The 22831-nt window shown below is 70.9% G+C and carries 24 protein-coding genes and 1 riboswitch; of the genes, 10 read left to right on the top strand and 14 right to left on the bottom strand.

Translation table 11 applies throughout. The features are described from left to right. Positions 1 to 159 precede the first annotated feature (159 nt). Together ACZ5CR_RS13565 and ACZ5CR_RS13560 are read left to right on the top strand one after the other, a co-directional pair. Entirely contained in the window at positions 160 to 942 is a 783-nt protein-coding gene (locus ACZ5CR_RS13565) for a response regulator transcription factor (RefSeq protein WP_468856988.1), read from the top strand. Positions 943 to 959: 17 nt separating this feature from the next. Then, positions 960 to 2384 (top strand): sensor histidine kinase, encoded by a 1425-nt coding sequence (locus ACZ5CR_RS13560; RefSeq protein ID WP_468856985.1) that lies wholly within the window; start codon positions 960 to 962, stop codon positions 2382 to 2384. A gap of 112 nt (positions 2385 to 2496) precedes the next feature. Here the strand turns inward: ACZ5CR_RS13560 and ACZ5CR_RS13555 are convergent, their stop codons facing one another. From ACZ5CR_RS13555 to ACZ5CR_RS13545, 3 genes are all read right to left on the bottom strand, one after another. Beyond that, positions 2497 to 2892 carry an ATP-binding protein gene (locus tag ACZ5CR_RS13555; protein WP_468856982.1) on the bottom strand — a complete coding sequence of 132 codons (396 nt, stop codon included), beginning with the start codon at positions 2890 to 2892 and terminating at the stop codon, positions 2497 to 2499. A 147-nt stretch (positions 2893 to 3039) separates the two neighbouring features. Further along, on the bottom strand, positions 3040 to 4356 hold the full coding sequence (locus ACZ5CR_RS13550) for a metallophosphoesterase (protein ID WP_468856980.1): 1317 nt from the start codon (positions 4354 to 4356) through the stop codon (positions 3040 to 3042). A gap of 56 nt (positions 4357 to 4412) precedes the next feature. Next, complete coding sequence (locus tag ACZ5CR_RS13545; protein ID WP_383268708.1) at positions 4413 to 4655, bottom strand: SCO4848 family membrane protein; 243 nt, start codon at positions 4653 to 4655, stop codon at positions 4413 to 4415. Between the two features lie 163 nt (positions 4656 to 4818). On the opposite strand from ACZ5CR_RS13545, the gene ACZ5CR_RS13540 reads away from it, so the two are divergent. Next, on the top strand, positions 4819 to 6024 hold the full coding sequence (locus ACZ5CR_RS13540; protein WP_468856978.1) for a D-alanyl-D-alanine carboxypeptidase family protein: 1206 nt from the start codon (positions 4819 to 4821) through the stop codon (positions 6022 to 6024). Here ACZ5CR_RS13540 and ACZ5CR_RS13535 read toward each other — a convergent pair. Genes ACZ5CR_RS13535 through ACZ5CR_RS13520 form a run of 4 tightly spaced genes read right to left on the bottom strand, consistent with a single transcriptional unit; the run spans position 5972 to position 8847 of the window. Then, positions 5972 to 6943 carry a YihY/virulence factor BrkB family protein gene (locus ACZ5CR_RS13535; RefSeq protein ID WP_468856977.1) on the bottom strand — a complete coding sequence of 324 codons (972 nt, stop codon included), beginning with the start codon at positions 6941 to 6943 and terminating at the stop codon, positions 5972 to 5974. The genes ACZ5CR_RS13540 and ACZ5CR_RS13535 overlap by 53 nt on opposite strands. After that, a complete protein-coding gene (locus ACZ5CR_RS13530) occupies positions 6931 to 7356 on the bottom strand; it encodes a GtrA family protein (RefSeq protein WP_468856975.1) in 426 nt (141 codons plus the stop codon). Before ACZ5CR_RS13530 ends, ACZ5CR_RS13535 begins: the two co-directional genes overlap by 13 nt. A gap of 26 nt (positions 7357 to 7382) precedes the next feature. Next, on the bottom strand, positions 7383 to 8336 hold the full coding sequence (locus ACZ5CR_RS13525) for a decaprenyl-phosphate phosphoribosyltransferase (protein ID WP_468856973.1): 954 nt from the start codon (positions 8334 to 8336) through the stop codon (positions 7383 to 7385). Further along, entirely contained in the window at positions 8329 to 8847 is a 519-nt protein-coding gene (locus ACZ5CR_RS13520) for a phosphatase PAP2 family protein (RefSeq protein ID WP_468856971.1), read from the bottom strand. The genes ACZ5CR_RS13525 and ACZ5CR_RS13520 overlap by 8 nt, the downstream gene beginning before the upstream one ends. 170 nt (positions 8848 to 9017) lie before the next feature. Between ACZ5CR_RS13520 and ACZ5CR_RS13515 the strand changes: the two genes are divergently transcribed. Further along, on the top strand, positions 9018 to 10385 hold the full coding sequence (locus tag ACZ5CR_RS13515; RefSeq protein ID WP_468856969.1) for an FAD-binding protein: 1368 nt from the start codon (positions 9018 to 9020) through the stop codon (positions 10383 to 10385). Positions 10386 to 10405: 20 nt separating this feature from the next. Further along, positions 10406 to 11161: a decaprenylphospho-beta-D-erythro-pentofuranosid-2-ulose 2-reductase gene (locus ACZ5CR_RS13510; RefSeq protein ID WP_468856966.1), complete on the top strand. Its 756-nt coding sequence runs from the start codon at positions 10406 to 10408 to the stop codon at positions 11159 to 11161. 31 nt (positions 11162 to 11192) lie between these two features. On the opposite strand, the gene ACZ5CR_RS13505 is transcribed toward ACZ5CR_RS13510, so the two are convergent. From ACZ5CR_RS13505 to ACZ5CR_RS13495, 3 genes are all read right to left on the bottom strand, one after another. Further along, on the bottom strand, positions 11193 to 11780 hold the full coding sequence (locus tag ACZ5CR_RS13505) for a 2'-5' RNA ligase family protein (RefSeq protein WP_468856963.1): 588 nt from the start codon (positions 11778 to 11780) through the stop codon (positions 11193 to 11195). An 85-nt stretch (positions 11781 to 11865) separates the two neighbouring features. Beyond that, positions 11866 to 12879: a tryptophan--tRNA ligase gene (gene trpS / locus ACZ5CR_RS13500; RefSeq protein ID WP_468856961.1), complete on the bottom strand. Its 1014-nt coding sequence runs from the start codon at positions 12877 to 12879 to the stop codon at positions 11866 to 11868. A gap of 220 nt (positions 12880 to 13099) precedes the next feature. Next, positions 13100 to 14422: a serine hydroxymethyltransferase gene (locus ACZ5CR_RS13495; RefSeq protein ID WP_468856958.1), complete on the bottom strand. Its 1323-nt coding sequence runs from the start codon at positions 14420 to 14422 to the stop codon at positions 13100 to 13102. 42 nt (positions 14423 to 14464) lie between these two features. Further along, positions 14465 to 14555: riboswitch (ZMP/ZTP riboswitch) on the bottom strand. Positions 14556 to 14666: 111 nt separating this feature from the next. On the opposite strand from ACZ5CR_RS13495, the gene rocD reads away from it, so the two are divergent. Beyond that, positions 14667 to 15869, top strand: a complete 1203-nt coding sequence (rocD, locus tag ACZ5CR_RS13490; protein ID WP_389904155.1) for an ornithine--oxo-acid transaminase — start codon at positions 14667 to 14669, stop codon at positions 15867 to 15869. Between the two features lie 56 nt (positions 15870 to 15925). Here the strand turns inward: rocD and ACZ5CR_RS13485 are convergent, their stop codons facing one another. From ACZ5CR_RS13485 to ACZ5CR_RS13475, 3 genes are all read right to left on the bottom strand, one after another. After that, positions 15926 to 16711 (bottom strand): SAM-dependent methyltransferase, encoded by a 786-nt coding sequence (locus tag ACZ5CR_RS13485; protein WP_468856955.1) that lies wholly within the window; start codon positions 16709 to 16711, stop codon positions 15926 to 15928. 79 nt (positions 16712 to 16790) lie between these two features. Next, the gene (locus ACZ5CR_RS13480; RefSeq protein WP_468856952.1) at positions 16791 to 18014 is read right to left on the bottom strand and encodes a glutathionylspermidine synthase family protein; all 1224 of its coding nucleotides are present in this window, start codon (positions 18012 to 18014) and stop codon (positions 16791 to 16793) included. Positions 18015 to 18018: 4 nt separating this feature from the next. Then, complete coding sequence (locus tag ACZ5CR_RS13475; protein ID WP_468857461.1) at positions 18019 to 18348, bottom strand: hypothetical protein; 330 nt, start codon at positions 18346 to 18348, stop codon at positions 18019 to 18021. Positions 18349 to 18564: 216 nt separating this feature from the next. On the opposite strand from ACZ5CR_RS13475, the gene ACZ5CR_RS13470 reads away from it, so the two are divergent. Further along, positions 18565 to 19416, top strand: a complete 852-nt coding sequence (locus ACZ5CR_RS13470; RefSeq protein WP_468857459.1) for a DMT family protein — start codon at positions 18565 to 18567, stop codon at positions 19414 to 19416. 83 nt (positions 19417 to 19499) lie between these two features. On the opposite strand, the gene pdxR is transcribed toward ACZ5CR_RS13470, so the two are convergent. Next, positions 19500 to 20948, bottom strand: a complete 1449-nt coding sequence (gene pdxR / locus ACZ5CR_RS13465; RefSeq protein ID WP_468856949.1) for a MocR-like pyridoxine biosynthesis transcription factor PdxR — start codon at positions 20946 to 20948, stop codon at positions 19500 to 19502. Positions 20949 to 20995: 47 nt separating this feature from the next. On the opposite strand from pdxR, the gene ACZ5CR_RS13460 reads away from it, so the two are divergent. From ACZ5CR_RS13460 to ACZ5CR_RS13450, 3 genes are read left to right on the top strand one after another with little or no spacing between them, the layout of a single operon-like run. Beyond that, complete coding sequence (locus tag ACZ5CR_RS13460) at positions 20996 to 21538, top strand: carboxymuconolactone decarboxylase family protein (protein ID WP_468856948.1); 543 nt, start codon at positions 20996 to 20998, stop codon at positions 21536 to 21538. Beyond that, positions 21535 to 21996, top strand: a complete 462-nt coding sequence (locus ACZ5CR_RS13455; RefSeq protein WP_468856946.1) for a carboxymuconolactone decarboxylase family protein — start codon at positions 21535 to 21537, stop codon at positions 21994 to 21996. Before ACZ5CR_RS13460 ends, ACZ5CR_RS13455 begins: the two co-directional genes overlap by 4 nt. After that, positions 21993 to 22721 carry an isocitrate lyase/PEP mutase family protein gene (locus ACZ5CR_RS13450; RefSeq protein ID WP_468856944.1) on the top strand — a complete coding sequence of 243 codons (729 nt, stop codon included), beginning with the start codon at positions 21993 to 21995 and terminating at the stop codon, positions 22719 to 22721. The genes ACZ5CR_RS13455 and ACZ5CR_RS13450 overlap by 4 nt, the downstream gene beginning before the upstream one ends. The last annotated feature ends 110 nt before the right edge of the window (positions 22722 to 22831 follow it).

Raw genomic sequence — 22831 nt, 5'->3', positions numbered from 1 at the left:
TCCACTCTCCTCCGCGTCGCCAGGTCCCCCGGGTCCGTGCCTTCAGGGGCCTCAGCATCGGCGGCGCCGGGCTCCGGTGGCGCGGCGCGGCCATGATTCTCAAGTAACTCCAAGGCACCGACCGAGACTTCGTACAACGGGCGCGCCGATACTGGGGGCATGAGCCACGCCGAAGGCCAGCAGGGAACAGATGTTTCAGTGGGCCCCGGCCCAGGACCCGGCCCAGGACCCGGCCACGGCCACGGCCACGGCCACGGCCCGGACACCGGAGCCACCGTCCTCGTCGTCGAGGACGAGCCGAGCATCGCCGACGTCCTCGCCATCGCCCTGCGCTACCACCACTTCGACGTCATGGTGGCGGGCACCGTGCGCGACGCCCTCGCGTTCAACGAGCGCACCCGGCCCGACGTGGCGCTCCTCGACGTGATGCTGCCGGACGGCGACGGCCGCGCCCTGGCCAGGGAGCTGCGCGCCCGGCGCCCCGAGATGGCCCTGCTCTTCCTGACCGCGCGGGACGCGCCGTCGGAGGTCGTGGGCGCGCTCGGCTTCGGCGACGACTACATCACCAAGCCGTTCAACATCGACGAGGTCATCGCCCGCGTCGGCGCTGTCCTGCGCCGCACCAGGGCGGGCGACGTGCTCCCCCAGCGCCCGCCGCTGCGCTACGGCGACCTGGAGCTCGACGAGACGACGTACGTGGTGCGCCGCGCGGGCCGCACGGCGCAGCTCACGCCCACCGAGTACGCCCTGCTGCGCTTCCTGGTCCGCAACGGCGGCCGTGTGGTGCCCAAGGAGCAGCTCCTTCGCCATGTGTGGCAGTACGAGCACCCGGCCGAGTCGACCGTCGTGGAGACCTACATCAGCTATCTGCGGCGCAAACTGGCCGCGCTCGGACCGCCGGTGATCACGACCCGGCGTGGTGTCGGATACGGCCTCGCGTGAGGCGTGCGCGTCGCGGCATGAGCTCGCTGCGGGCCAAGCTCACGTGGGTGAACGTGGCGCTGCTCGCCCTCGGTGTCGTCGTGGCGACCGGCGTGAGTGTCATGGGCATGCGCCACTATCTGCTCGACAGCGTGGACTCCGAGCTGACGCAGTCGCGCAGTTCGCTGCTGAGCACCGGGCTCACCATGAAGGACATCGAGCGGCTGAGTGAACTGGGGATCGCGCTCGACAGGCTCACGCCCGGCAGCAAGGAGCACGCGAGCGCGCTGCCGGGCGGGGACTCGGTGTTCGTGGCGGTGGACGAGCGCGGCGACGCCGTCTCCATCGGAGCGCTCGCCCCGACCCCGCGCCAGCGCACCCTGGCCGCGGCCGTCGACGACCCCGAAGCGGTCGCGGGCGAGTCCGAGCCGCAGGACGTCACCCTGGACGGCGACGCGCACCGCATGGTGGGCGCGAAGCTCGCCGACGGCACGACGGTCCTGATGGCGGCGGCCACGCAGAACGTGGAATCGGGCATCAAGAAGGCGCTCAAGCTCGACGCCGCCTTCGGAGTGGTCCTGTTGGGGCTGCTCGCCGTCCTGACGATGATCTCCGCGCACCACCGCCTCCGCCCCCTGGAGGACATGGTCGAGACCGCGTCCGCCATCGCCGAGGGCGACCTGACCCGGCGCGTTCCGTCGAGCCGCGCCCCGGCGATGGAGACCGAGCAGCTGCGTCTGGCCCTCAACTCCATGCTCCACCAGGTCGAGTCGGCCTTCGAGACCCGCGAACGCAGCTCGGCACAGCTGCGCCGCTTCGTCGCCGACGCCTCGCACGAGCTGCGTACGCCCCTGTCGGCGATCCGCGGCTATCTCCAGCTGTACGAGAAGGGGATGCTCCGCGATCCGGCGGAGCGCACGCGCGCGTGGAGCCGCGTCATCGCCGAGACCGACCGGATGGGACGCCTCGTCGACGAGCTGCTCACCCTGGCCCGCCTGGACAAGGAGCCGGAGCTGCGCTTCAGGAACGTGGATCTGAGCCGCCTGGTACGGGATGCCGCCGACGATCTGCGGATGCAGGAGCCGGAGCGCCCGCTGACGGTCCGCGCCGACGGGGCGGTCCTTGTCCGCGCGGACGAGTCGGGGCTGCGCCAGGTGCTCGGCAATCTCCTGGGCAACGTACGCGTCCACACACCCGCCGACGCGCCGGTCACGCTGGGCGTGGAGCGGCGGGGCGGGGTGGTGCGGCTGCGCGTCGCGGACCGGGGGCCCGGTCTCGCGGAGGAGGACGCGGCGCGCGTGTTCGACCGGTTCTTCCGCGCGGGCGGGGGTGCGGGCAGCGGGCTCGGTATGGCGATCGTGCAGGGGGTCGTCGTGGCGCACGGTGGTGAGGTGGGGGTGGAGACCGCGCCGGGGGCGGGGCTCACGGTGACGGTCACGTTGCCCGCGCAGGCGGCGGAGTGAGGGTGCTGCGGGAGACGTACCGGCGGGTCCCCAGTACAGCGGTACAGCGGTACAGCGGCACAGCAGTACGGCAGTACAGCGGCCGGGGACACAGCAGTCAGGAGTACACGGTTCAAGCCCGTACCAGCGCCCACACCGTCTTCCCGCTCCGCCCCCGCTGCCAGACGCCCCACGCCTCGGCGAGCGTGTCGAGCAGGCGCAGGCCGCGACCGCTCTCCGCCAGGGGGCCCATGTCCCGTATCTCCGGGCCGACCGGAGACTCGTCGGAGACTTCGATGAAGCAGTCGCCGTCGGAGAGCACGGTGATCGCGACCTCGAACTCCCGCTCCTGGACACGGCCGTGGCAGACGGCGTTCGTCACCAGCTCCGAGACGAGGAGTACGGCGTCGTCGAGCGCCGCGCTCTCCTCCTTGTGCCCCCAGGCGGCGAGATGATCACGTACACGGCCCCGGGCGAGCGAGACGGACGCCGGATGCGGTGGCAGCCGGAAAGCCTGACGTCTCAACACCGTTCCCCCTTTGGCACACCAAAGCGCCAATAACCGCACACACTTCCGACACTTAATGCTGCGCAGAGGAAGCGCTTGGTGTCACACCGTCACCGTGCGGTCCGACCGGATCCAGCCAGGTCCGTACCGCGTCGAACCGATGCCCGATCACGCCTGACGGGAGGCCAGTTCGACGACCGTGACGTCGGACGGCGCCCCGACCCGCACCGGCGGCCCCCACGCCCCGGCGCCACGCGTCACGTACAGCTGGGTGTCGCCGTACCGCTCCAGTCCCGCGAGTGTCGGGTTGGCCAGGTCGGCGATGAGATTGCCTGGCCACAGCTGTCCGCCGTGGGTGTGCCCGGAGAGCTGGAGGTCGACGCCGTGCTTGACGGCGTCATGGATGACGACCGGCTGGTGGGCGAGGAGGACGGAGGCCCGCGAGCGGTCCCGGTCGCCCAGCGCCTTGGCGAAGTCCGGCCCGTGCCCCTCGCTCTCGCCCGCCACGTCGTCCACGCCCGCGAGGTCGAAGCCGGGCAGTTCGGTGCGGGCGTTCTCCAGGGGACGCAGGCCCAGTTCGCGTACGTGATCGACCCACTGCGCGGCCCCCGAGAAGTACTCGTGGTTGCCGGTCACGAAGTACGTTCCGTGCCGCGCCCGAAGCTGTGCGAGCGGCGCGGCGGCGGGCCCGAGGTCCTCGACGCTGCCGTCGACCAGGTCGCCGACGACCGCGATGAGGTCGGGCTGTGTGCCGTTGATCGTGTCGACCACCCGCTGGGTGAAGCCGCGTCCGAGGATCGGCCCCAGGTGGATGTCGCTGACCACGGCGATCCGGAACCCGTGCGCCCCGCGCGGCAGCTTGGCGAGCGGCACGGTGACGCGCTTGACCCGGGGCCCGCGCAGGACGCCGTACGTTCCGTGGCCGACCGTTCCGACGGCGACGGCCGCGGCGGTCCCGCCGACGATCCGGGAGACGAAGAGGCGGCGCGAGGGGGTGGCCGGATCTGTTCGCTCCGAAGCCCCTGCGCCCTCTTTGCCCTCTTCGCGCCCTTCGCCCTCTTTACCCTCTTCGGGGCGGGCTTCCGCCTCTACCGGGAGGGCCTCCGCCTCTACGGAGAGGGCCTCCCCCGAACCGGGGTCCTCCGTAGGGGTGAGTTTTGAACGACGCCTCAAGAGGAGCCTCAAGAAGAGGGGCCGTACGAGCTCCCCCACAAGCAGCGCGAGCACGAGATAGATCGAAAGCGCCATCCACATGAAGCCCGGCCAGGTGAGCACCTTCTGCAGCCAGAACGGCGCCCCGGCCCGCTCGCTCGCGACCCCCGCGAACATCAGCAGCGGCCCCACCACGAAGATCACGGCGCCCGCGCGCCGGACGAATCCGGGCCGCGCCGTCGTGTCCCGCACCAGGCGACGCCACATGTACCACTGCATCCCGGCGAGGACCGCGAACGCGGCGAGACCGGCCAGCACGAACAGGATGACCACGGAGCTAGCCCCTCAACAGTGACCGGTCGGTTTTGACGTACCGCTGTGACGTACGGCTATGACGTACGGCGCAGAGCACGCACTCCGCGGAACCCGATGGTCCCTACCACCGTCCCCAAGACAAAGGAGGCGACGGCGAGCGTCAGGTGGACCCAGAAGTACGCGGTCGGGTCGCCTGCGTCATCGAAGGCGAGCCCACTGCCGTCCTTCCACAGGTTCTTGACGAAAGTGATCCAGATGAACCAGCTCCACACACCGAAGGCGAGCAGGAACCAGGAGACCGGGCGGCTGAGCTTCATACGTTCAGTATCGCGAGCCTCCCTTCCGCGGCGCCGCCGGGGTGGGGAGCCCGACACTCAGCCCACCTCGGCGGCGACTTCCACAGCAGCGCCCTGTACGTTCTCGTCCGTGCCTGCCCTAAAAAAGACCGCCTTGTTGGTCACTTCCGCCGCATTGCTGACCATGTCGACCACAGCTCCCGCATGGGCGGACGACAAGCCGGGAAACGGGGACAAACCCAAGCCACCCGCCTCCATGTCGACCGTCGGCGGTGCCAAGCTCGGCGAGCCCGGCACCCAGGTGAGCCTGAAGGCGGGCGCCCCCGTACTCCCCAAGGAACTGTCGGCGCGCTCCTGGCTCGTCTCCGACGCCGAGACCGGCGAGGTGCTCGCCTCGCACAACTCGCACTGGCGGCTGCCCCCGGCGAGCACACTGAAGATGCTCTTCGCGGACACGGTCCTGCCGAAGTTCCCCAAGTCGCAGAAGCACAAGGTCGCGCTCTCCGACCTGGCGGGCATCGGCGCGGGCAGCAGCATGGTCGGCGTCAAGGAGAACGAGACGTACTCGGTCCACGACCTGTGGCTCGGCGTCTTCCTGCGGTCGGGCAATGACGCGGTGCACGTCCTCTCCGCGATGAACGGCGGTGTCCCGCAGACCGTCAAGGACATGCAGTCGCACGCCGAGGAGCTGCAGGCCCTGGACACGCACGTGGTCAGCCCGGACGGCTACGACGAGAAGGGGCAGGTCTCCTCCGCGTACGACCTGACGCTGTTCGCCCGCTCCGGGCTGCAGAAGAAGGACTTCCGCGAGTACTGCTCGACGGCCACCGCCCAGTTCCCCGGCGAGACCAAGAAGATCACGAAGGGCAAGGACAAGGGCAAGAAGAAGCGCGAGTCCTTCGCGATCCAGAACACCAACCGGCTCCTCACGGGAGACATCGGTCTCGACGCCTACAAGGGCATCGCGGGCGTCAAGAACGGCAGCACCACGAACGCGGGCAACACCTTCACCGGTGTCGCCGAGCGCGACGGCAAGGTGCTGCTCGTCACCGTCATGAACCCCGACTCCGGGGAGCAGCACGCGGTCTACAAGGAGACCGAGCGCCTCCTCGACTGGGGCTTCAAGGCCTCGGGCAAGGTCGAACCGGTGGGCGAACTCGTCGCCCCGAAGGGTGCCGGTACGGGCAGCGGCAAGGGAGCTCCCGGCGCCGGAAAGAGCGATTCGAGCGCGGCCAAGAGCGTGGCGCACGCCTCCGACAAGGGCTCGGGCGGTGTCGGCATCGCGCTCGGCGTCGCGGGCGGCGTCCTGGCGCTCATCGCCGCCGGATGGTTCGTGATCAGCCGCCGGATGCCGCTGCCGGACCTGGTGCGGCGGAAGAGCCGCCGCTGACGTCGCCGCCCTCCTCCCGCTGCTCCTGCTGCTCCTGCTGCTCTTCTTCTGCACGTTCCTGTTCCGTACGTTCCTGCTTCCGCGTCGCCGTCCAGGCGGCGCAGAACAGCAGAAGCTTTGCCGTGAAGTTGATCCACAGCAGGAGCGCGATGGGCACTCCGAAGGCGCCGTACATGCTCTTCGACGCGACGCCCTTCATATAGCCGCCGAGCAGCAGCTTGAGCAGCTCGAAGCCTGCCGCGCCGATCAGTCCGGCGGTGATCAGGTGCCGGCGCGGCGGCTGGACGTCCGGCAGCAGCGTCAGGACGTAGAGCAGCAGCAGGAAGTCCGCGAAGACGGCGATGGCGAACGCGACCGCCTGCAGCAGCACCCCGCCCCAGCCGTTCTCGGAGACCCCGAGCAGGTCGGCGCTCCAGCCGACGGCGGTCGAGGCGAGGGTCGACGCGGCGACGGATGCGAGGCCCGCGCCACCGAGCCCGAAGAGCACCCCGGCGTCCTTGATCTTGCGCATGACCGGGTTCTCTTCGATGTCCTCCAGCTCCCAGACGGCCCGCAGACACTCCCTCATCGAGCCGACCCAGCCGATGCCGGTGAAGAGCAGCAGGGCGCCCGCGACGAGACCGATGGTGCCCGCGTTGGCGACCAGGGCATCGAGGTTCAGCTGATCGGAGATGCCGGGGACCTGCTTCGAGATGGTGTCCTCGAGCTTGTTCTGCTGCCCCTTGGAGAGCGTCGCGGCGGCGATCGCGGCGGCGACGGTGATCAGCGGGAAGAGCGCGAGGAAGCTGATGAACGTCATCGCGGCCGCCAGGCGGGTCCAGTGCACACTGTCGAGCCGTTCGTACGCGCTCCACGCGTGCGTGCGCATCAGACGCTCCACCTGGGGTCCGATGCCGGGGAGCTTTTTCAGCCAGTCCATGTTGCCTCCCTGCCCACAGAACGGAAGACCAAGGTCCGGGTACCCCAAAAACGCAGAACCGTGGCGAGTGCCATACCGACTCCCGCACCGGAAACAGTGTCGGCGCGCTGTGAGGTGAGGCCTAGGCCGTAGTGAGACACCGCGATGCAGAGCAGTTGCACCAGGGCGCCCGCGATGTTGACGGCGAAGAAGATCCCGTACTGGCGAAGGCGCGAGACGGCGGCCCCCTCGCGCCGCCGGTAGGTGCCGAGCGCGTTGCCCGCGTACGCGACCGAGCAACCGGCCACGAAGGAGAGCGCCTTCGCGGTCAGCGGGTCGAGGCCGACGGGTCCGCGCAGCCAGATGAAGAGGCCGAGGTCGGCGGCGTACGCGCAGATCCCGGCGGCGGCGAAGCCGAGCAGCTCGGGGCCCATGGCCCGAAGGCGCTCCCTGAGGGCGCTCACCAGTCGGCGACCGCGAGGCCGTACATGGCGATCCACACCAGGCCGATGACGGCGAGCGCGCGGTCGCGCAGGACGACGTCCTCGGGCTCGCCCGCCGTGCCCCGGTCGGCGAAGACGGCGTACCGCAGGACCGCGAGGACGAAGGCGGCCATCGACAGCTGCCGCCAGGGCAGCGAGCTGCCGTTGGCGGTGCCGCCGCTCTCCATGGCCCACAGGCAGTACGCGAGAACGGCGACCCCGGCGGCGAGCTGCCAGACGAAGCGGAGGTAGCCGGTGGTGTATTCGGTGAGCAACGCGCGCGTGGCGCCCAGCTTCTCGGCGCTCCCGGACATCTGGACAGCTTCGGAGTAGCGCTTGGCGGAGACCATGAAGAGCGCGCCGAAGCCCGTGGTGATCAGGAACCAGCGCGAGAGCGGGATGCCGAGGGCCACTCCCCCGATCATCGCCCGCATGAGGAAGCCCGTGGTGACGACGGCGAGATCGACGACGAGGACGTGCTTGAGGCTGACGCAGTAGGCCAGTTGCATCACTACGTAGGCGGCGATGAGTCCCGCCGTCAGGGGCGTGCAGAGCGCGGCGGCGGCCACGGGCGCGAGCACGGCGAGCAGCCCGCCGACCGCGTACGCGACCGCCACCGGCACCTGCCCCGCGGCGACCGGCCTGCGGCACTTGGTGGGGTGGGCGCGGTCGGCGTCGGCGTCGCGCGCGTCGTTGATGAGGTAGACGGCGGACGCGGCGGCCGTGAACAGCGCGAAGACCACGGCGAGTTGGATCAGCGAGTGGCGCGAGAAGAGCTCGCCGGCGGCGGCGGGGGCCGCGACGACCAGGACGTTCTTCACCCACTGGCGGGGGCGCGCGGTCTTCAGGAGTCCGAGCGGCAGGGCGAGGGACGTCGGCCCCGACGGGCCTGGCGGCTGGGGGCGTTCGAGCAGGGCGGTGCGGTCAGCCATGCGTGCGGCCCCCGTTCATCCAGGCGGAGCCCACGCGCGCGGTGAGGGCGCCGAGGGCCGCGCCGGCCGCCACGTCACTGGGGTAGTGGACGCCGACGACCATCCGCGAGACGCACATCGCGGCGGCGAGCGGCGGGACGACGCGGGCTCCGACGGGGCTCAGCGCGCCGTACGCGACGGTGGCCGCGGCGGCCGAAGTGGCGTGCGAACTGGGGAAGGAGTGCCGTCCCGCGGTCCTGACGAGGGGCCGCACGCCCGTGTCGCCGGGGCGCGGGCGCCGCACGACCCGCTTGACGCCCATGCTGGCCAGGTGCGCCGCGGCGGTCAGCGCCGTGCCGCGCAGCCACGCGCCGCGCCGCCCGCGGTCGACCGCGGCGCCCGCGAGTCCCGCGGCGATCCAGAGGGCACCGTGCTCGCCGGCCCAGGACAGGGTCCGTGCGGCGGCGGCCACGCGCGTGTCGGAGCCGCAGTCGCGCAGGGCCGACAGGAGCCGGTGGTCCAGGTCGTGCATGTGGCCTCCTTCTCCGGGGACTTCGAGGACCTGACCTCCCTCCCGACTCTTCTAGGCGACCTCTCAATATTTACGGCAATATACGACGACACTCCATCAATCACCCATTTCGGTGAGAGCTTGGATGAATATGGGCAAACTGCGCTTGCATGGACGATACGGTCACGCCTATGCCTGCCGACTCCGCTCCGCCCGCCGAGGCCGTCTCCGTGTCGGGGTGGGGGCGCACCGCCCCCACCACCGCCCGCCTGATCCGCCCCCGTACGCCCGAGGAGGCCGTGGCCGCCCTCCAGGCCTGCGGGGAGCGCGGCGGCATCGCCAGAGGCTTGGGGCGGGCCTACGGGGACGCCGCGCAGAACGCGGGCGGCGCGGTCCTCGACATGACCGGCATGGACCGCATCCACGCCATCGACGCGGACGCGGGCACCGTTCTGTGCGACGCCGGGGTCTCCCTGCACCACCTGATGGAGGTGCTGCTCCCGCTCGGCTGGTTCGTGCCGGTCACGCCGGGGACCCGGTATGTGACCGTGGGCGGCGCGATCGGCGCGGACATCCACGGCAAGAACCACCACGGGTCCGGTTCGTTCTCGCGCCATGTGATGGCCGTGGAACTGCTCACCGCCGACGGCGCGGTGCAGGCGGTAGAGAGCGGCACTCCCCTGTTCGACGCGACGGCGGGCGGCATGGGTCTGACCGGCGTGATCCTCGCCGCGACGCTGCGACTGCAACCGGTCGAGACGTCGTTGATGACGGTGGACACGGAGCGCGCCACCGACCTGGACGACCTGATGGCCCGCCTCACCGCCACCGACCACCGCTACCGCTACTCGGTCGCGTGGATCGACCTCCTCGCGCGCGGTGTGTCGATGGGGCGCGCGGTGCTCACGCGCGGCGATCACGCTCCCCTCGACGCCCTGCCGCCACGCGCGCGCAGAGCCCCGTTGACGTTCCGCCCCGGCCAGCTGCCGTCCGCCCCGCGCTTTCTGCCCGAAGGGCTGCTCGGCCGGAAGTCGGTGGGCCTCTTCAACGAGCTCTGGTACCGCAGGGCACCGCGCCTGCGGGTGGGCGAACTCCAGAAGATGTCGACGTTCTTCCACCCCCTGGACGGCGTACCGCACTGGAACCGCGTGTACGGCCGCGGCGGCTTCGTGCAGTACCAATTCGTCGTCGGGTACGGCGAGGAGGAGTCCCTGCGGCGCATCGTGCGGCGCATCTCGGACCGCGGCTGCCCGTCCTTCCTCGCCGTACTGAAGCGCTTCGGAGAGGGCGATCCGGGCTGGCTCTCCTTCCCGATGCCCGGCTGGACCCTCGCCCTGGACATCCCGGCGAACCTGCCGGGCCTCGGCGCGTTCCTCGACGAGCTCGACGAGGAGGTCGCCGCCTGTGACGGCCGCGTCTACCTCGCCAAGGACTCCCGCCTGCGGCCCGACATGCTCGCCGCGATGTATCCGCGGCTCGACGACTTCCGCGCGCTGCGGGCGGACCTCGACCCGCGCGGCGTGTTCCGCTCGGACCTCTCGCGCCGCCTCGCCCTCTAGCACCTCAAGGAGTTGGTCCCATGAAGGACGCCTTCGGCACCCCCCAGTCCCTGCTCGTACTCGGCGGCACCTCCGAGATCGGTCTCGCCACCGCCCGCCGCCTGGTCGCGCGGCGCACCCGCACGGTGTGGCTGGCCGGCCGTCCTTCGCCGGGCCTGGAGGAGGCCGCCGCGGGCCTGCGCGAGCTGGGGGCGGACGTCCGCACCGTCGCCTTCGACGCGCTCGACTCCGAGTCCCACGAGGCCACGCTCGGCAAGATCTTCGCCGAGGGCGACATCGACATGGTCCTGCTTGCCTTCGGCGTCCTCGGCGACCAGGCACGCGACGAGGACGAGCCGCTGTCGGCGGTGCGGGTCGCGCAGACGAACTACACCGGCGCGGTTTCCGCGGGTCTGGTCTGCGCGCGCTCGCTCCAGGCCCAGGGGCACGGCTCCCTGGTGGTGCTCTCGTCGGTCGCGGGCGAGCGGGCACGGCGCACGAACTTCATCTACGGGTCGAGCAAGGCGGGCCTGGACGCCTTCGCCCAGGGCCTGGGCGACGCGCTGCACGGCACGGGGGTGCACGTGATGGTCGTGCGCCCCGGATTCGTACGTTCCAAGATGACGGCGGGCCTGGAGGAGGCTCCGATGGCGACCACTCCGGAGGCGGTCGCGCTTGCCATCGAGACGGGCCTTCGGCGGCGCTCGGAGACGGTGTGGGTGCCCGGCGCGCTGCGGGTGGTCATGTCGGCGCTGCGTCACGTGCCGCGGACGGTGTTCCGGCGGCTTCCGGTGTGAGGCCACCTACGCGCGTACAGGCAGGCCCGGATCAGCGAGCGGGCAGCTTGCTGTGCGCGGCCGGTGCCGTGGCCTGCGGAGGCACCACCGGGCCGCCACCGCCGAAGGCGAACTCGCGCAGCTTGCGCCACACGCCGTCGGCGCCCTGTTCGTAGAGCGCGAAGCCGGTGCAGGGCCACTCGGCCGTGTAATCCGCAAGCTCCGCGTACGCCCGGTCCATGGCTTCCTCGGAGATGCCGTGGGCCACCGTGACGTGCGGGTGGTACGGGAACTGCAGCTCGCGCGCCATGGGCCCGGAGGCGTCCCGCACCCGCTCCTGCAGCCAGCCGCAGGCCGCGCCGCCCGACATCACCTGGACGAAGACGACGGGCGACAGCGGACGGAACGTGCCCGTCCCGGAGAGCCGCATCGGGAAGGGGCGCCCGGCGGCGGCGACGGCCCCCAGGTGCGCCTCGACGGCGGGCAGCGCCGTGGCGTCCACCTCGGTCGGCGGCAGCAGCGTGACGTGGGTGGGGATGCCGTGCGCCGCGGGGTCCCCGAAGCCCGCGCGCCGCTCCTGGAGCAGGCTGCCATGAGGCTCCGGGACCGCGATCGACACACCGATCGTTACGGTCCCCACGTCGTACTCCTGTCGGTCGGATGGCGGGCGTCGGACGGCGGGCAGAGGGCGCTGCTGTGCCTGGGGTGGTGCGGGGCGGTGTGGCTCAGTGCTTGGCGGGCAGGAGGCCCACCTTGTCGTACGCCTGGGCAAGTGTCTCCGCGGCGACGGCGCGCGCCTTCTCCGCGCCCTTGGCCAGGATCGAGTCGAGCGTCTCCGGGTCGTCCAGGTAGGCCTGGGTGCGGTCCCGGAAGGGAGTCACGAAGTCGACCATGACGTCGGCGAGGTCGGTCTTCAGCGCACCGTAGCCCTTGCCGGCGTACTTCTGCTCCAGTTCCGGAATACCGGTGCCCGTGAGCGTGGAGTAGATGCTGAGGAGGTTGCTGACACCCGGCTTCTCCGCCGTGTCGTAGCGCACGACCGTGTCGGTGTCGGTGACCGCGCTCTTGACCTTCTTGGCGGTGGCCTTGGGCTCGTCGAGGAGGTTGATCAGGCCCTTCGGGGTGGACGCCGACTTGCTCATCTTGATCGCCGGGTCCTGGAGATCGAAGATCTTCGCCGTCTCCTTGAGGATGTACGCCGCCGGAACGGTGAACGTCTCGCCGAAGCGGCCGTTGAACCGCTCCGCGAGGTCGCGGGTCAGCTCGATGTGCTGGCGCTGGTCCTCGCCGACGGGAACCTGATTCGCCTGGTAGAGCAGGATGTCCGCGACCTGGAGGACCGGGTACGTGAAGAGGCCCACGGAGGCGCGGTCCGCACCCTGCTTGGCCGCCTTGTCCTTGAACTGCGTCATGCGCGACGCCTCGCCGAAGCCCGTGAGGCAGTTCATGACCCAGCCGAGCTGGGCGTGCTCGGGGACGTGGCTCTGGACGAAGAGCGTGCAGCGCTCGGGGTCGAGTCCCGCGGCCAGGAGCTGGGCGGCGGCGAGCCGGGTGTTGGCCCGCAGCTCGGCCGGGTCCTGCGGGATCGTGATCGCGTGCAGGTCCACCACCATGTAGAAGGCGTCGTGAGACTCCTGCAGCGCCACCCACTGGCGGACCGCGCCAAGGTAGTTGCCGAGGTGGAACGAGCCTGCGGTGGGCTGGATTCCGGAGAGCACGCGAGGACGATCAATGGCCATGAGGCTCATTCTCTCAGGTGACTCTCATAGCTCGGAAACAGTCGTGTGACGGGTGTGCCGCGATCTTGTGATCCGACGCTTGGGCGTTCAGTCCGTACTGCTGTTCCTCCAGCCCGTCGCTGCTGTTTCTCCAGTCCGTCGCTGCTGTTTCTCCCAGTCCGTCACTGTGTTCCTCGTCTCCGGTGAGACGAGGAACACAGTGCGTTCAGGGGCCCTCGGATCAGTGGGTCGGCAGACCCGGAGCGGGATGGGCGGCCATCAGGTCGGCGACCTCGGACCGGATCTTCGTCAGGGCGTCCTCGTCACCGGTACGGGCCGCGGCGACGCCTCGGTCGATCCAGTCGGCGACGGCCGGCATGTGCTGCGTTCCCAGGCCCCGGGAGGTGAGCGAGGGGGTGCCGATGCGGACGCCGGAGGGGTCGAACGGCTTCCTCGGGTCGTAGGGCACGGTGTTGTGGTTGACGACGATCCCGGCCCGGTCCAGGGCCTTGGCGGCGATCTTGCCCGGTACGTCCTTGGGGGTGAGGTCCATCAGGATCAGGTGGTTGTCGGTACCGCCGGAGACCAGGTCGAAGCCGCGGGCGAGCAGGGCCCCGGCGAGGGCCTGTGCGTTGGCGACGACGGCGTGGGCGTAGTCGCGGAAGGAGGGCCGCGCCGCCTCGTGCAGGGCGACGGCGATGGCCGCGGTGGTCTGGTTGTGCGGGCCGCCCTGCAGACCGGGGAAGACCGCCTTGTCGATGGCCTTGGCGTGCTCTTCGCGCGACATCAGCATCGCGCCGCGCGGGCCGCGCAGGGTCTTGTGGGTGGTCGTGGAGATCACGTCGGCGTACGGCACCGGTGAGGGGTGGGCGCCGCCCGCGATCAGGCCCGCGATGTGCGCGATGTCGGCGACGAGGACGGCCCCCGCCTCGCGGGCGATCTCGGCGAAGGCGGCGAAGTCGATGGTGCGGGGCAGGGCGGTGCCACCGCAGAAGATCAGCTTCGGGCGCTCCTTGAGGGCGAGGTCGCGCACCTCGTCGAAATCGATCAGGCCGGTGTCGTGACGGACGCCGTACTGGACGCCGCGGAACCACTTGCCCGTGGCGGAGACGCCCCAGCCGTGGGTGAGGTGGCCGCCCATGGGCAGGGCCATGCCCATCACGGTGTCGCCGGGCTCGGCGAAGGCGAGGTAGACGGCGAGGTTGGCCGGGGAGCCGGAGTAGGGCTGCACGTTCGCGTGCTCGACGCCGAAGACGGACTTGGCGCGGGCGACGGCGAGGCGCTCGACGGGGTCGATGTTCTGCTGGCCCTCGTAGTAGCGGCGGCCCGGGTAGCCCTCGCTGTACTTGTTCTGCAGGACCGTGCCGGAGGCTTCGAGGACGGCGGTGGAGACGTAGTTCTCGCTGGGGATCAGGCGCAGGGTGTCGGCCTGGAGCTGCTCCTCGGCCGCGATGAGAGCGGCCAGTTCGGAGTCCTCGGCGGCGAGCGCGGGATGGCTGAGGGTGTTCGTGACATCCGGGGTGTCCGGGGTGTTCGGGAGATCCGAGGAAAGAGGGTGACTCATACGGCGTCCTCCGGGGCGAGCGGTCAGTGTCCGGTCGTGGTCCCGGGGTGCCCAGGCGGACGGCACCTCGAAGGTCGTGCCTCGCACGGCTTCCCCGGGGTCTGTTCCCCGTGCGCCAGTCGCCGTGCTGTAGCGGCCAGCCTAGCGGGCACGCCGCCGCGGCAGGTTTCTTCGTCCGCGATCCGAGCGACGATAGAAACTGGGCACCACACCCGCCCGCCGCCGCAGGACGAACGGAGACCCCGTGTCGACTACCGAAGAGTTCATCACCTCGGCCGAAGCCCACAGCGCGCACAACTACCACCCGCTGCCCATCGTGGTCGCGTCGGCCGACGGCGCCTGGATGACCGACGTCGAGGGGCGCCGCTACCTCGACATGCTCGCCGGGTACTCGGCCCTGAATTTCGGGCACGGCAACCGCCGTCTGATCGACGCGGCCAAGGAGCAGTTGGAGCGGGTGACGCTCACCTCGCGGGCCTTCCACCACGACCGGTTCGCCGAGTTCTGTACGCGCCTCGCCGAGCTGTGCGGCAAGGAGATGGTGCTGCCGATGAACACCGGCGCCGAGGCGGTGGAGACGGCCGTGAAGACCGCCAGGAAGTGGGGGTACCAGGTCAAGGGCGTGCCCGACGGCCGGGCGAAGATCGTTGTCGCGCGCGACAACTTCCATGGGCGGACCACGACCATCGTCAGCTTCTCGACGGACGCCGAGGCGCGGGCGGACTTCGGTCCGTACACGCCGGGATTCGAGATCGTGCCGTACGGCGACCTGACGGCGATGCGGGCCGCGGTCACGGAGAACACCGTCGCCGTGCTCCTGGAGCCGATCCAGGGTGAGGCGGGGGTCCTCGTACCCCCGGCCGGATATCTCGCGGGCGTACGGGAGTTGACGCGGGAGCGGAACGTCCTCTTCATGGCGGACGAGATCCAGTCGGGGCTCGGCAGGACGGGCAGGACGTTCGCTTGCGAGCACGAGGGCGTGGTGCCGGACGTGTACATCCTGGGCAAGGCGCTCGGCGGGGGTGTCGTGCCGGTGTCCGCGGTGGTGGCGGACGCGGATGTCCTCGGCGTGTTCAAGCCGGGTGAGCACGGCTCGACGTTCGGCGGCAATCCACTGGCGTGCGCGGTGGCCCTGGAGGTCGTCGCCATGCTGAGCTCGGGCGAGTTCCAGCAGCGGGCCACCGAGCTGGGCGAGCATCTGCACGCCGAACTGGGGCTGCTCGCCGGGACGGGCGCGGTGACACAGGTGCGGGGCCGCGGGCTGTGGGCGGGCGTCGACATCGACCCGTCGCACGGCACGGGCCGCGAGATCTCCGAGAAGCTGATGGGCCGGGGTGTCCTCGTCAAGGACACCCACGGCTCTACGATCCGGATCGCTCCGCCGCTGGTGATCAGCAAGGAGGACTTGGACTGGGGGCTCGATCAGCTGCGGGGGGTGCTGGCGTAGTTCCGGGGGCGATCGGGTGATCAGGTGATCGGGTGATCGCGTGATCGGGTTCGGCGTCAGTGCTTGACGCCGACCCCGCCGAACATGGCCACGTCCTCGACGCCGGGTGCGCTCTCCGTGCGCCAGCGGTTGCACGACACCACGCCGGGTTCGAGGAGGTCCAGGCCCTCGAAGAACGCGGCGACTTGCCCGGGGGTGCGCTGCGTGAGCCTGGGTGTGCCGTTCTCGTTCCAGAACGCCACCGCCTCGTCCACGTCGGGCATCTCCGGGCTTGTGATCGTGTGCGAGAGGACCAGGTGGCTACCGGCAGGCAGCGCGTCGAGCAGGCGGCGCACGATGCCGTACGCCTCGGAGTCGTCCTCGATGAAGATGACGACTCCGAGCAGGATCAGCGCCACCGGCTGGTCGAAGTCCAGGGTCTTGGCCGCGTGTTCGAGGATCGCCTCCACATTGCGCAGATCCTCGTCGAGGTAGTCCGTCCTGCCCTCGGGGGTGCTGGTGAGCAGGGCGCGCGCGTGGGTGAGGACCAACGGGTCGTTGTCCACGTAGACGACGCGGGACTCGGGGGCGAGCCGCTGGGCGACCTCGTGGGTGTTGTCGGCGGTCGGCAGGCCGGTGCCGATGTCGAGGAACTGCCGGATGCCGCACTCGGTCACGAGGTGGCTCACGGCGCGCCCGAGGAACTGCCGGTCGGCGAGCGCGTACGCGCCGATACCGGGGTGCAGCGTGCGGATCTGGTCCCCGGCGGCCTGATCGACGGGGTAGTTGTCCTTACCGCCGAGCCAGTAGTTCCAGATCCTGGCCGTGTGAGGCTGCGTGGTGTTGATCCTGCTGTCGGCCATGGTCGCTCCGCCTCCGAGTGCGTCATCTCGTTCAAACGGCAGCGTACTCGGGGGACTTGGCGCGGCCGTGGGCCGGACCTCAGAGAATCACGTGCGGCAGGAACCTCGCGTACTCGTCCGTGATCAGCCCCGCCGACTCCCGGATGCCAAGACCCGCCGCCTCGCCCTCGACGACCCACGCGCCGAGCACCACACGGTTGCCGTCGAAATCGGGCAGCGGCGCCAACTCCTGGTAGCAGCAGGCCTCCTCCCGTACGACGGGCTCGACGGGTACGACGGGTTCGACGGGTACGGGGGTTTCGGCGCCCGGTGGATGGATCGTGACTCCGGCGCCCTCGCGGCCGAGGAGAGGCTTGGCGACGTAGCCCCGCCCGGAAGCCAGCTCACGCGGGCCGTCCAGGTAGGCGGGGAGGAGGTTGGGGTGGCCGGGGTACAGCTCCCAAAGGATGGCGAGCAGCGCCTTGTTGGAGAGGAGCATCTTCCAGGCGGGCTCGATCCACAGGGTGGAACCGGTGCCGCCGCCGTTGTCGAGGGTCTGAAGGACGTGCGGGGCGAATCGGTCGGTGGTCAGCCACTCCCACGGATAGAGCTTGAAGCAGCTGCGGATGAAGCCGAGCTTCTTGTCGACGAAGCGCCGCGAGAGCCGGTCCCAGCCGATGTCCTCCATGGAGATCGCCTCGGTGTCGAGCCCGGCCTGCTGCGCGGTCTCGCGCAGATACGCGACCGTCATCAGATCCTCGCCGAGCTCGTCGCCCGCCGAGTGCGCGAAGTACAGCGGACCGCCGGGCGGGAGCAGCGAGGCCTGCTTCTTCCAGGCGTCGACGAGGCGCTCGTGGAGGGAGTTCCACTGGTCGGCGCCCGGGAAGCACTCCTCCATCCAGAACCACTGGGGGCTTGCGGCCTCGACCAGGGAGGTGGGGGTGTCGGCGTTGTACTCCAGCATCTTGGCCGGGCCGCTGGTGCCGTCGTAATGCAGGTCGAAGCGCCCGTAGAGGGAAGGGAGTTCGGCTCGGCGGTGCCAGGCCTCGGTGACCGCTTCGGCCACTCGGGGGTCCGTGATGCCGAGGTCGGTGAGGCGGTCGTACTTGACGATGTGCTCGGCCGCCGCCAGGCACATCGCGTGCAGCTCCTCCACGACCTCTTCGAGGGCTTCGACCTCGGGCAGCGAGAAGACGTAGCAGGCGGACTCGTCCCAGTAGGGGCGCAGGGAGTCGTCGGGGTAGCGGGTGAGGGGGTAGATGAGCCCCTGGTCCTCGACGGTCTGCTGCCAGCCTGGGCGAGGGGTGAGGGTGCGGCGTTCCATGGTCTCAGCCGCCGCCGCTGCCCGAGCAGCCGAAGCCGTCGCGGTCGACGGCCTCGCTGCGGCTGAAGGTGCCGTCGTCGGCGTAGCGGCCGTCGACGTCGCTGTCGTAGTACCAGTCGGCGTCCGTGCGGCCGGACTTGCCGGTGCCTGAGCCCGTGCCCGTGCCCGATCCGTAGGAACTGCCTCCCTTGCCCTTCGAGGAGGACGTACCGCTCTTGCAGTTCTTGTCGGCGACGATCTTGTAACCGGTGAGCGAGTTGTAGCTGTCGCGGTCCACGCACCGCTTGTCCGGATCCGAGCCGCACGAGGTCAGGGCCGCCGCGAGGACGCCCATTCCGCCGAGCACGACCGTGCTGGACCGCAGCCTGCGCCGCGGCGGCCTCTTCTGTTCCTGTTCCTGTTCCTGTTCTTGCCTCTGCTCCGCTGCCACTTGCTCTGCCTCTCCCCCGTTGACGTACGTGATCGGCGCTCAGCGTAGGGAGGTGCCCATGGCCATGCCAAACGGCTCAAGCGAATCCCTTTCCTCTAGAGTCACTTCGTGTCTCTTGGGATGATTTGCGCGCTCGGTTCAGCGGTCTGCTTCGGCACGGCCTCCGTCTTCCAGGCCGTCGCCGCCCGCGCCACGGCGCCGGGGACGGGGTCCGGGGTCGATCCCGCGCTGCTGCTGCGCGCGGTGAGGCAGTGGCGGTACGTCGTGGGGCTCGGGCTCGACGGGCTCGGGTTCCTGCTGCAGATCGTGGCGTTGCGCTCCATCCCGATCTACGCCGTCGGGGCGGCGCTCGCCGCCAGCCTCGCCGTCACGGCTGTGGTGGCCTCGCGGTTGCTGCGGGTGCGGTTGAGCGGGGTGGAGTGGGCGGCCGTGGGGGTGGTGTGCGCGGGGCTCGCGATGCTGGGGCTCGCTTCGGGGGACGAGGGCGCGGGCGTCGGGTCGACGACTCTGCGGTACGTGATGCTGGGCGTGGCGGTGGGAGTGCTGTTGCTCGGCGCGGTGGCGGGGCGGTTGCCCGGGCGGGGGCGGGCGCTGGCTCTGGGGCTCGGCGCCGGGCTCGGGTTCGGGGTCGTGGAGGTGGCGGTGCGGCTGATCGACGACGTCTCGCCGGGGGCGTTGGTGAGGAACCCTGCCTGCTACGCGTTGCTGGTGGGTGGGGGCGCGGCGTTTCTGTTGCTCACCTCCGCGTTGCAGCGGGGGTCGGTGACGACCGCTACCGCGGGAATGGTCATCGGGGAGACGATCGGGCCCGCGGTGGTGGGCGTGGTGTGGTTGGGGGATCGGACTCGGGGCGGGCTTGAGTGGCTCGCGGTGCTCGGGTTTGTGGTTGCCGTGGTGGGGGCGCTGGCGTTGGCGCGGTTCGGGGAGGCGCCGACTCCTGCGGAGAGCTCGCCGGTGGAGGAGGCGACGTAAGGACGTAAGGGCGTAAGGGCGTAAGGGCGATCCCTGCGGGGCGTTCCCCCGATCCCGGCCCAGCCACCAGTGAGTGCCAAGCCCTACGGCAGTACCCTGCACAACGCGTCCAACGCCCCCGCCCACGCATGATCCGGCGGCGTCCCGTAGCCCACCACCAGCGCGTCCCGCCCCGGAACCCGCGCGGCCGGGTGGCGGAAGGCGGACAGGCCCTGCACTCCGAGGCGTTGCCAGCTCGCCGCCTGTACCACCGACTTTTCGGTTCCCGGCGGCAGTTCGAGCACCGCGTGCAGGCCCGCTGCGATCCCCGTGGCCCGTACCTCCGGCGCCCGTGCGGCCAGAGCGGCGACCAGTTGGTCCCGGCGGCGCCGGTAGCGCAGGCGGGCGCCCCGCACATGACGGTCGTACGCACCCGACGTGATGAACTCCGCGAGCGTCAGCTGGTCCAGCGCCCCGCACTCCCATTCCGCGCCCCCCTTCGCCTCGATGACCTCGGCGGCGATCGGCGCGGGAAGGACCATCCAGCCGAGCCGGAGACCGGGGGCCAGGGACTTGCTCGCCGTGCCGAGGTAGACCACGCGGTCGGGGTCGAGTCCCTGAAGCGCGCCCACCGGCTGCCTGTCGTAGCGGAACTCCCCGTCGTAGTCGTCCTCCAGGATCAGTCCGCCCTCGCGCCGCGCCCAGTCGACGGCGGCCGCACGCCGGTCGGGGTGCAGCGGGTCCCCCATCGGGAACTGATGTGCGGGCGTCAGGAGCGCCACCTTCGCCGAACCGGAGCCGGAGCCTGCCCCAGTCCTCGCCCCGGACCCCAACCCCAACCCCAACTCAGTCGTAGACGTACCAAGTTCATCGAAAGCCAGTGGCCTCGTCCGCAGCCCCGCCCGCTTCAGCAGATTCCAGTGCACATCGAGGCCGTACGACTCGACCGCCATCTCCCGCAGGCCCCGCGCCCGCAGCACACCGCCGAGCAGCCTCAGCCCCTGCGCGAACCCGGCGCAGATGACGATGCGGTCCGGGTCCGTGTGCACGCCGCGCGCTCGGGCGAGGTAGTCGGCGAGGGCGGTGCGCAGCTCGATCCGGCCGCGCGGGTCGCCGTAGCCGAGCGCGTCGTTCGGGGCGGCGGACATGGCCCGGCGGGCGGCCTTGAGCCAGGCGGCGCGCGGGAAGGAGGCGAGGTCGGGGGTGCCCGGCTTCAGGTCGTACGTCGGGCCGCCGGCGGCCCTGCGGCGCGGTGCGGGTTCGACGGGGCGCGGCACGTCCCGTTCGGCGACGCGGGTGCCCGAGCCCTGGCGGGCGGTGAGCCAGCCCTCGGCGACGAGGTCCGCGTACGCGTCGGCGACGGTGTTGCGGGCGATGCCCAGGTCGACGGCGAGGGAGCGGGACGAGGGCAGGCGCGTTCCGGGGGCGAGCCTGCCGCCGCGCACGGCCTCGCGCAGGGCGTCCGTGAGGCCCTTGCGCACGCCGGAGCGCGTCGCGTCGCCGCTCGTCTCCAAGTGGAGGTCGACGCCCAAAGTGGCCCAAGAATCTTCCATGAGAATGGACCATACCGTTGGGCTACTGGAGTCGTACGGTCGATGGCATGACGACGAACGAGAACACCCGGACCGAAGAACGGACTGAAGAACGGACCGAAGAACAGAGCACGGAATACCTCCACGAGCACGCGCCCCGCCTCGACTGGCACCAGCACGCCCCCGAGGTCTTCAAAGCGATGGTCCGGCTCGACGCGGCCGCCCGTAAGGGCGTCGACCCGGTGATCCTGGAGCTCGTCAAGATCCGTGCCTCGCAGCTCAACCACTGCGCGCTCTGCCTCGACATGCACAGCAAGGACGCCCTGGCGGCGGGCGAGAGCGTCGAGCGGATCATCCAGCTCAGCGCCTGGGAGGAGTCGCTGCACTACTACACGGCGAAGGAGATCGCCGCCCTTGAGCTGACCGAGGCGATCACCGTCCTGACGGACGGCTTCGTGCCGGACGCCGTGTACGACAAGGCCGCGGCCCTCTTCAAGGAGGAGGAGCTGACGCAGCTCATCGCCGCGATCACGGTCATCAACGCGTGGAACCGCTTCGGCGTCTCGACGCGCCAGGCGCCGGGCCACTACACGGCCGGAGACCACAAGTGAGCGCCAACGCCTCCCCCACCCGGACCTCCCACCTCGACAAGGGCGTCGGGACCGCCCTCGCCGGGGTGAGCGCCGCCGCGAAGCGCGGTCTCGGCGACCCCGTGCTCGCCGAGCTCGTGATGATGCGGGCCTCGCAGATCAACGCCTGCGCGTTCTGCCTGGACATGCACATGGACATCGCCGTGAAGAACGGCGAGACGCCGAAGCGGATCGCGCTGCTCAACGCCTGGTCGGAGGCGGGTGCGCTCTTCAGCGAGCGCGAGCGGGCCGCCCTCGCGCTGACCGAGGCGGTCACCGTCCTGACGGACGGGTTCGTCCCTGACGAGGCGTACGAGGCGGCGGCCAAGCACTTCGACGAGGCCGAACTCGCCCATCTCATCGGGGTGATCACCGTCATCAACAGCTGGAACCGGCTGATGGTCAGCCGCCGCATCGAGCCGGGCGGGTACACGCCATGAGCCTCGTGGACGATTTCCGCTCGCTGCATCAGGGGCGCGCGCCCGGTGACCCGCTGGTCCTTCCCGGGCCGTGGGACGCGGCCAGCGCGCGGGTCTTCGAGGAGGCCGGATTCCCGGCCCTCGCCACGCCGAGCGCGGGGGTCGCGGCGTCGCTGGGGTACGCGGACGGTGAGGTGCCGCCGGACGAGATGTTCGCGGCGGTGGCCCGGATCGTGCGGTCGGTCTCCGCGTCCGTGCCGGTGTCCGCGGACATCGAGGACGGCTACGGCCTGGCGCCGAAGGAGCTGGTGGAGCGGCTCCTGGAGACGGGCGCGGTCGGCTGCAACCTGGAGGACTCGTCGGGCGGGGCCCTGAAGGATCCGCGCGAGCAGGCGGACTGGCTGGCGGAGGTACGTTCCGTCGCGGGCGACCGGGTGTTCATCAACGCCCGGGTGGACACGTTCGTCCGGGGTGTCGCGGACCCCGCGCAGGCCGTCGAACGGGCGCGTCTCTACGTGGCGGCGGGCGCGGACTGCGTCTATCCGATCTTCGCGCCGCCCGAGGTGCTGCCGCGGCTGCGGGCGGGTATCGACGGCCCCGTCAATGTGGGCGCGAAGCCGGACGGTCCTTCCCTGTCGGATCTCGGCCGACTCGGCGCCACGCGCATCACGTTCGGGCCCGGTCTGCTGGTCCGTACGACGGCGGCGTTGCGGGAGATCGCCGAAAGTCTCAGAGGGACCGCGTGAAGCAGACATGGCGGTGGGGGGGGGGGGGGGGGGGGGGGGGGGGGGGGGGGGGGGGGGGGGGGGGGGGGGGGGGGGGGGGGGGGGGGGGGGGGGGGGGGGGGGGGGGGGGG

It is taken from the genome of Streptomyces sp. NPDC031274 (genome assembly GCF_055570235.1).
The sequence above is the reverse complement of the archived record's forward strand: the minus strand, read 5'-3'. Positions and strand labels throughout refer to the sequence as shown.

What these genes read in the sequence shown, in the direction of transcription:
- pdxR (WP_468856949.1), bottom strand. Translation starts at nt 20,948, where the DNA reads ATGGAAGATTCTTGGGCCACTTTGGGCGTCGACCTCCACTTGGAGACG.
- ACZ5CR_RS13460 (WP_468856948.1), top strand. Translation starts at nt 20,996, where the DNA reads ATGACGACGAACGAGAACACCCGGACCGAAGAACGGACTGAAGAACGG.
- ACZ5CR_RS13480 (WP_468856952.1), bottom strand. Translation starts at nt 18,014, where the DNA reads ATGGAACGCCGCACCCTCACCCCTCGCCCAGGCTGGCAGCAGACCGTC.
- ACZ5CR_RS13475 (WP_468857461.1), bottom strand. Translation starts at nt 18,348, where the DNA reads ATGGGCGTCCTCGCGGCGGCCCTGACCTCGTGCGGCTCGGATCCGGAC.
- ACZ5CR_RS13545 (WP_383268708.1), bottom strand. Translation starts at nt 4,655, where the DNA reads ATGAAGCTCAGCCGCCCGGTCTCCTGGTTCCTGCTCGCCTTCGGTGTG.
- ACZ5CR_RS13530 (WP_468856975.1), bottom strand. Translation starts at nt 7,356, where the DNA reads ATGGGCCCCGAGCTGCTCGGCTTCGCCGCCGCCGGGATCTGCGCGTAC.
- ACZ5CR_RS13525 (WP_468856973.1), bottom strand. Translation starts at nt 8,336, where the DNA reads ATGGCTGACCGCACCGCCCTGCTCGAACGCCCCCAGCCGCCAGGCCCG.
- ACZ5CR_RS13565 (WP_468856988.1), top strand. Translation starts at nt 160, where the DNA reads ATGAGCCACGCCGAAGGCCAGCAGGGAACAGATGTTTCAGTGGGCCCC.
- ACZ5CR_RS13520 (WP_468856971.1), bottom strand. Translation starts at nt 8,847, where the DNA reads ATGCACGACCTGGACCACCGGCTCCTGTCGGCCCTGCGCGACTGCGGC.
- ACZ5CR_RS13560 (WP_468856985.1), top strand. Translation starts at nt 960, where the DNA reads ATGAGCTCGCTGCGGGCCAAGCTCACGTGGGTGAACGTGGCGCTGCTC.
- ACZ5CR_RS13540 (WP_468856978.1), top strand. Translation starts at nt 4,819, where the DNA reads ATGTCGACCACAGCTCCCGCATGGGCGGACGACAAGCCGGGAAACGGG.
- ACZ5CR_RS13495 (WP_468856958.1), bottom strand. Translation starts at nt 14,422, where the DNA reads ATGAGTCACCCTCTTTCCTCGGATCTCCCGAACACCCCGGACACCCCG.
- ACZ5CR_RS13510 (WP_468856966.1), top strand. Translation starts at nt 10,406, where the DNA reads ATGAAGGACGCCTTCGGCACCCCCCAGTCCCTGCTCGTACTCGGCGGC.
- ACZ5CR_RS13470 (WP_468857459.1), top strand. Translation starts at nt 18,565, where the DNA reads ATGATTTGCGCGCTCGGTTCAGCGGTCTGCTTCGGCACGGCCTCCGTC.
- ACZ5CR_RS13450 (WP_468856944.1), top strand. Translation starts at nt 21,993, where the DNA reads ATGAGCCTCGTGGACGATTTCCGCTCGCTGCATCAGGGGCGCGCGCCC.
- ACZ5CR_RS13485 (WP_468856955.1), bottom strand. Translation starts at nt 16,711, where the DNA reads ATGGCCGACAGCAGGATCAACACCACGCAGCCTCACACGGCCAGGATC.
- ACZ5CR_RS13535 (WP_468856977.1), bottom strand. Translation starts at nt 6,943, where the DNA reads ATGGACTGGCTGAAAAAGCTCCCCGGCATCGGACCCCAGGTGGAGCGT.
- ACZ5CR_RS13515 (WP_468856969.1), top strand. Translation starts at nt 9,018, where the DNA reads ATGCCTGCCGACTCCGCTCCGCCCGCCGAGGCCGTCTCCGTGTCGGGG.
- trpS (WP_468856961.1), bottom strand. Translation starts at nt 12,879, where the DNA reads ATGGCCATTGATCGTCCTCGCGTGCTCTCCGGAATCCAGCCCACCGCA.